4 protein-coding genes are annotated in these 4,944 nt (G+C 39.0%); all 4 read right to left on the bottom strand.

What is annotated here, in order from left to right:
* Window positions 1–152 precede the first annotated feature (152 nt).
* The gene (locus VZ94_RS16715) at window positions 153–854 is read right to left on the bottom strand and encodes a potassium channel family protein (protein WP_045780094.1); all 702 of its coding nucleotides are present in this window, start codon (window positions 852–854) and stop codon (window positions 153–155) included.
* Window positions 851–2,452 (bottom strand): potassium channel protein, encoded by a 1,602-nt coding sequence (locus VZ94_RS16710; RefSeq protein ID WP_045780093.1) that lies wholly within the window; start codon window positions 2,450–2,452, stop codon window positions 851–853. The genes VZ94_RS16715 and VZ94_RS16710 overlap by 4 nt, the downstream gene beginning before the upstream one ends.
* Window positions 2,453–2,917: 465 nt before the next feature.
* The gene (locus VZ94_RS16705) at window positions 2,918–3,145 is read right to left on the bottom strand and encodes a hypothetical protein (protein ID WP_045780092.1); all 228 of its coding nucleotides are present in this window, start codon (window positions 3,143–3,145) and stop codon (window positions 2,918–2,920) included.
* Window positions 3,146–3,515: 370 nt separating this feature from the next.
* Window positions 3,516–4,484, bottom strand: a complete 969-nt coding sequence (locus tag VZ94_RS16700) for a hypothetical protein (protein WP_131655605.1) — start codon at window positions 4,482–4,484, stop codon at window positions 3,516–3,518.
* Window positions 4,485–4,944: the final 460 nt, after the last annotated feature.

Genomic DNA, 4,944 nt, shown 5'->3' with positions numbered 1-4,944 from the left:
GTTTAAATTTTCGGTTTTTTGAGTAGGGTACGCTGCGCGTACCATGAAAAAAATCGTAAATAAAATCAATAAAAAAGGTACGCGTAGCGTACCCTACAGCGAGCTGTAAAAACCGAATGTAACCGTTTAGAAGTATAAACAAGTCATTACACTCAGTTGACAACCGATATTAATAAATCCCGCTTAAACGCTTGTATCTCAGAAGCAATACCTAAAACGATTAAAATATCACCAGCATCTAAATGATGTTCAGTACCATCAATAGCAAAAAATATTTGCTCACCAAGTTCTTTATCAACCACACCTATCAGCAGTAAATTATGGCTAGTATTAAGATTTAACTCACGGATATGCGTATTGGCTAGATAAGACCCGGCAGGAATTTCGACTTGCGCTAAGTTTAAGTCTTGTTGCCCAAATACCGTATGATCTAATAGGGTTGAAATATCAGGACGTATCAGCATTTCATGGGTTTTCTGACCGCAAATTTCGTAGGGGTCGATAATCTTATTTGCCCCAGCCGCTAACAGCTTTTCCGCCGCATCGGGCGATTCAACCATCGCAATAATCGTTAACTCTACATCTAACGCCCGCGCTGAAAGCGTTAAAAAGACATTATCTGAATCATTCGGATAAAAACAGAAAATCACATCAATCGTACTGCCTATCCCTAACGCCTCAAGCTGCTCATCATTACGAAAATCCAACATTCGCGTAGGATAACCCAAGTTAGCTACCGTCGTCGCTTCGTTCGCATTTTGTGCAACAAACACAACTTTGTTTAAACTTTGTTGCAATCTCGCCATAACTTCCAACGCCATGACGCTATAACCAAATATCGCAATTGATTTCATAATGCGCTCTTAGCGAGACCACTTAAACGCAGTTGATCGCGAAAATACTCAATACTCACTTCTCGTCCTAACAACAATAATAAATCCCCGGCTTGTAAAACAAAATTTAAGTCAGGATTAAAATAAAAATGTCTATGACTGACTTGATAACGGTACTTATGTTGGCTATGGATAGGATTCGCACTAATTACACCAATGAGTATGAGTTTTTTTTCATGGAAATTAATAGTCGCTAGGTTTTGATGCTGTAACCAAGAATCGGCAAGAATCTCAACTGTTTCCATAATACATTGTTTTTCCTGACGTAAAATACCAAAAATAGCCTCAAAAGCCACTGGTTGCCCAACATATTCAGCGGCAACTAAACCTGCAATTTGATAAGGCTGGATAACATCATTAGCACCGGCTTGATACAATTTCTTAATATTTTCACGCTGATTAGCCCGTGAAATAATGCGTATAGTCGGATTCAAAAAACGGCTGGTTAACGTGATATACACATTGACCACATCATTACCTGTCGTACACAACACCGCATTCGCGCCATGCAAAATCCCAGCATGGGTTAACACGCTGTTTTTGCTCGCATCATCTTGAATCACTAAATAACCCAATTGCTTAGCTTTCAATGCATTCGTCGCATCATTGTCAATTACAACAAAACGCTGCTTATCTTTAGCCAACTGCTTAGCGATATGCTCGCCTACTCGACCAAAGCCGCAAATAATCACAAACTCGTTAAAACGCTTTAATTCGTTATAAGTGCGATTTTCGCGCATGTCCTGCATCCTATCGCTAAATGCAGACACCATAATTGACGTTAAAAACGAAAATACACCTAAGCCGCTTAAAATAATACACATCGCCACTAAACGCCCACCTGGCGTATGCGGTGCTATATCGCCATAACCCACCGTCGATACCGTCACCATCGTAAAGTAAACCGCATCAAACAAATTTTGGACTTCTGGATTATGACTAGGTTTTTCAAACAGATAAATGGCGGTACTACCGATGAAAACCACAAAGCTTAAAAACAAAGCCAGGGTGAATAACTCAAAACGCTTACTAGCCAATACCTCGGTAAATAATTTTAAGCTGTTCAGATAGCGAAATAATTTGAATAAGCGAAAAATCAAAAATAACCGCAGAATTCGCAACGGTCGATAACTAGGCAAAATCGCTAATAAATCAATTATCGCTAGCGGCGAAAGCGCATAGTTAAGCTTTTTAATGAGGATTTGTTTTAGAACCGTACTGATTTTGAAAGGAATATTGAGATATTGGGTTTTCTCGAAATGAGCGATGACTAGTTTATGGCAATCGTTATAAAGCCAGGCACGTAATAAATACTCAATAATAAACACCGTTACCACGCTTTGCTCAAACGCAATACCTAATTCAGTTAACGGCTTATCGACTTCATAGATTAATAAACCCACGCTAAAAATCACTAAGCCAATCATCACAATATCAAAGTTTGACTTTAATCGACTATCAGGATTTTCTAATAAATCGTAAAAAAAACGCTTACCCCGTTGATAGCGCTTAGAATTTTTCAGCGCATACGCAGAAGCCACCAAGAGTCGAGTCGCCATATAACTGATAGCACAAAGAGATTTAAAAGGTAGGCGATTATACTTCAAACGGTGAGGTTTTCGGTTTTTAGCTATGTAGGGTGCACTGTGTGCACCTTTATAACATCATAAAAATCAATGAAAAAAGGTGCGCACAGCGCACCCTACAACAACACAAGATACCGAATGTGGCCGTTCAAAGTATATAGGGCGAAAACAAATAAATGCGGGGGCGTTTGGCGGGATTTTTTCAAAGGCGCAGTGAGCGACAACTACGCCTTTTGTCTTAATGTGTTAAAGCTTAGCGAAAAAAATGGTGTAAAAGACAACGGCCACCACCATTAAGCCAAAATAACCATAGAATTTTATGTAATCGAATGATTTATGTGTTTTTATTTTTTTCATGACACTCACCTCCAGAATAGCTTACTCAAACAACTAGGCGATAGTTATTGAAGGGAGATGGCGGTTTTAGCATCCCCCAACTTAATGGTCGCCAGAATGCTCTTTAATAAGATGCTCGCTGCCTGGCTCAAGTAAACATTCAGTCAGTCGGTTCAACGTATCGTCGCTCACGCGTTTAGCCTTAAATTCTGCTTTTAATAACTTAACAAACGGTAATAACGCTTCGTTGATTTTTATCGTCGGTTGCGGCGGCTTTTTCTTATCCGGCGGCAACGCTTTGCGGCCTCGCTTATTTTTCTTCTTAGACATCAATTAAACATGTAATTAAAGAGTAACCTAATTATAAGAGTGTTTGTACAATAAGCAAGCAATTTAAAGGTTACTTTTTTAAACTGTGATTCAGATAACTGCCCTGACTTCTCATCGTTCCCACGCTCTGGCGCACTGTCATTTAGTTAAGAGGTAACTATTAAGAATCAAATAATTAGTGTTGTGTAGGTTGGGTTACGACTGCATGGATGCAGGAGGTAGACAGACCTACGGAAGACTATTTCAGAAAATACAACATGCAAGTTATTGATTATTTGGTTATATTCCTTAACTTAATGGCAGTGACGCCGGAGCGTGGGAACGAGAAAAATAGCAAAATTTGTATTGCAGGGATTATTCCCTATAACGTTTATTGCAACTGCCCGACAAAGCTAAAAGTCCCTGCTTTGTAAACATCAACCCCACCCGCGTTGCCACCCCAAAATAACGCAAACACAAGCTCTCCGGTTAATGTAAATGTGTTGTCTGTGATAGTCAGCTCAGTATTAGCCGTCTCAAATGCACCTACATCTTTAAAGCCGATATTATTAACAAAATACCAGCCATCAGTTCCGGGTTTACCGGCTGGATTACCGGTAATCGCATCGGTACCATTCACATTAGGCCGATTGGCATCATAATGAAGCGCTAAATCACCAACGGTAATATAACCATATCGGCCGTTAACCCTAAACGCACCACCAAAACCAATTTGCCCGGCAAACGTCGTTAACGGTGAACTATCATCAAAACTGGCCGTTGTTCCCTGCGGATTACGACCTTCATCGTTTTTAGGTTTATAGGGATGTTCTCGGGTCAGCATTTTAAATTGTGGCTTAGGCCACGGTTCGCTAAACGGTAATCGATGCATAGGAATCTTGCCATTGTCGTTTAACAGCGGATTAATATTGTGATAATAGATTTTATTGAATGCGACCGTCACACCGGATTCTGTATAAGAAGGGCCTATGATTTGCCTACTGCGTAAGTTTTGAATTTCACTTTTGCTAAACCAATCATCTAAGTAAAAATCCCGATTGCTAACTGCATCACCAGCAATAATGCCCATCTTACCGTTATCAAAAAACATATTTTTCTCGCCATTCACATCCTCTTGCCATTGTTCTTCCGTTGGTCTGCCATTGGCATCAACGCCGTTATAAGCATTACCAGGTGCTTTTAATACCGTTGCCCAATACTGCGGCGTTAAGTCTACCGTTAACACGCCGTTAACAAATTGCCTAGGCTGTGCCTTAGCGGTGTCAGCAAAAAAATACCCGAAAACAGCTATAAATCCTGCTGCCATTAAAATCAGTTTATTATTTGTTTGTTTCATCATGATTAATCTATCTCTCTTATCTAGTTCGTTAACCGATTTTACTAATCGGACATTGAAAAGTTTTGTTTGCGTTAACTCGTCAGCAATAAGCAAGCCAATCAGTTGACTTTAACGACTAATTATTTTTTATACATTAAAATCAAAATGTTATAGATTAATACTGTTTCATCGTAAGCAATGTGAGGTAAAAAAGACCGGTGCGGGTTTAATACAACTCTAACGATAAGGGATATGGCACATACAGTACGGCATATCACTTAATTCTTAAAAATATATAATTAACAATAAGTTATTATCACCTATTACCAGCAAAAAAATCGCATAAATTTTCTAAGTTATTCTTTTACATAGCTAAAGCTAACAAGGCTAAAACTAACATCATTAATAACTGCGTCATTTCACACATCCTCAGTTGCATGATTTTTTAATTTACAACTTAACCTTCGCAAAGGATTTAGTT

This window comes from Methylocucumis oryzae, from assembly GCF_000963695.1.
Classification (GTDB): domain Bacteria; phylum Pseudomonadota; class Gammaproteobacteria; order Methylococcales; family Methylomonadaceae; genus Methylovulum; species Methylovulum oryzae.
This window is presented reverse-complemented; position numbering and strand designations above follow the sequence as displayed.

Bases quoted from the DNA above. Each gene is read 5' to 3' on its own strand.
- VZ94_RS16715 (WP_045780094.1), bottom strand. From the start codon at position 854: ATGAAATCAATTGCGATATTTGGTTATAGCGTCATGGCGTTGGAAGTT.
- VZ94_RS16710 (WP_045780093.1), bottom strand. From the start codon at position 2,452: ATGGCGACTCGACTCTTGGTGGCTTCTGCGTATGCGCTGAAAAATTCT.
- VZ94_RS16705 (WP_045780092.1), bottom strand. From the start codon at position 3,145: ATGTCTAAGAAGAAAAATAAGCGAGGCCGCAAAGCGTTGCCGCCGGAT.
- VZ94_RS16700 (WP_131655605.1), bottom strand. From the start codon at position 4,484: ATGATGAAACAAACAAATAATAAACTGATTTTAATGGCAGCAGGATTT.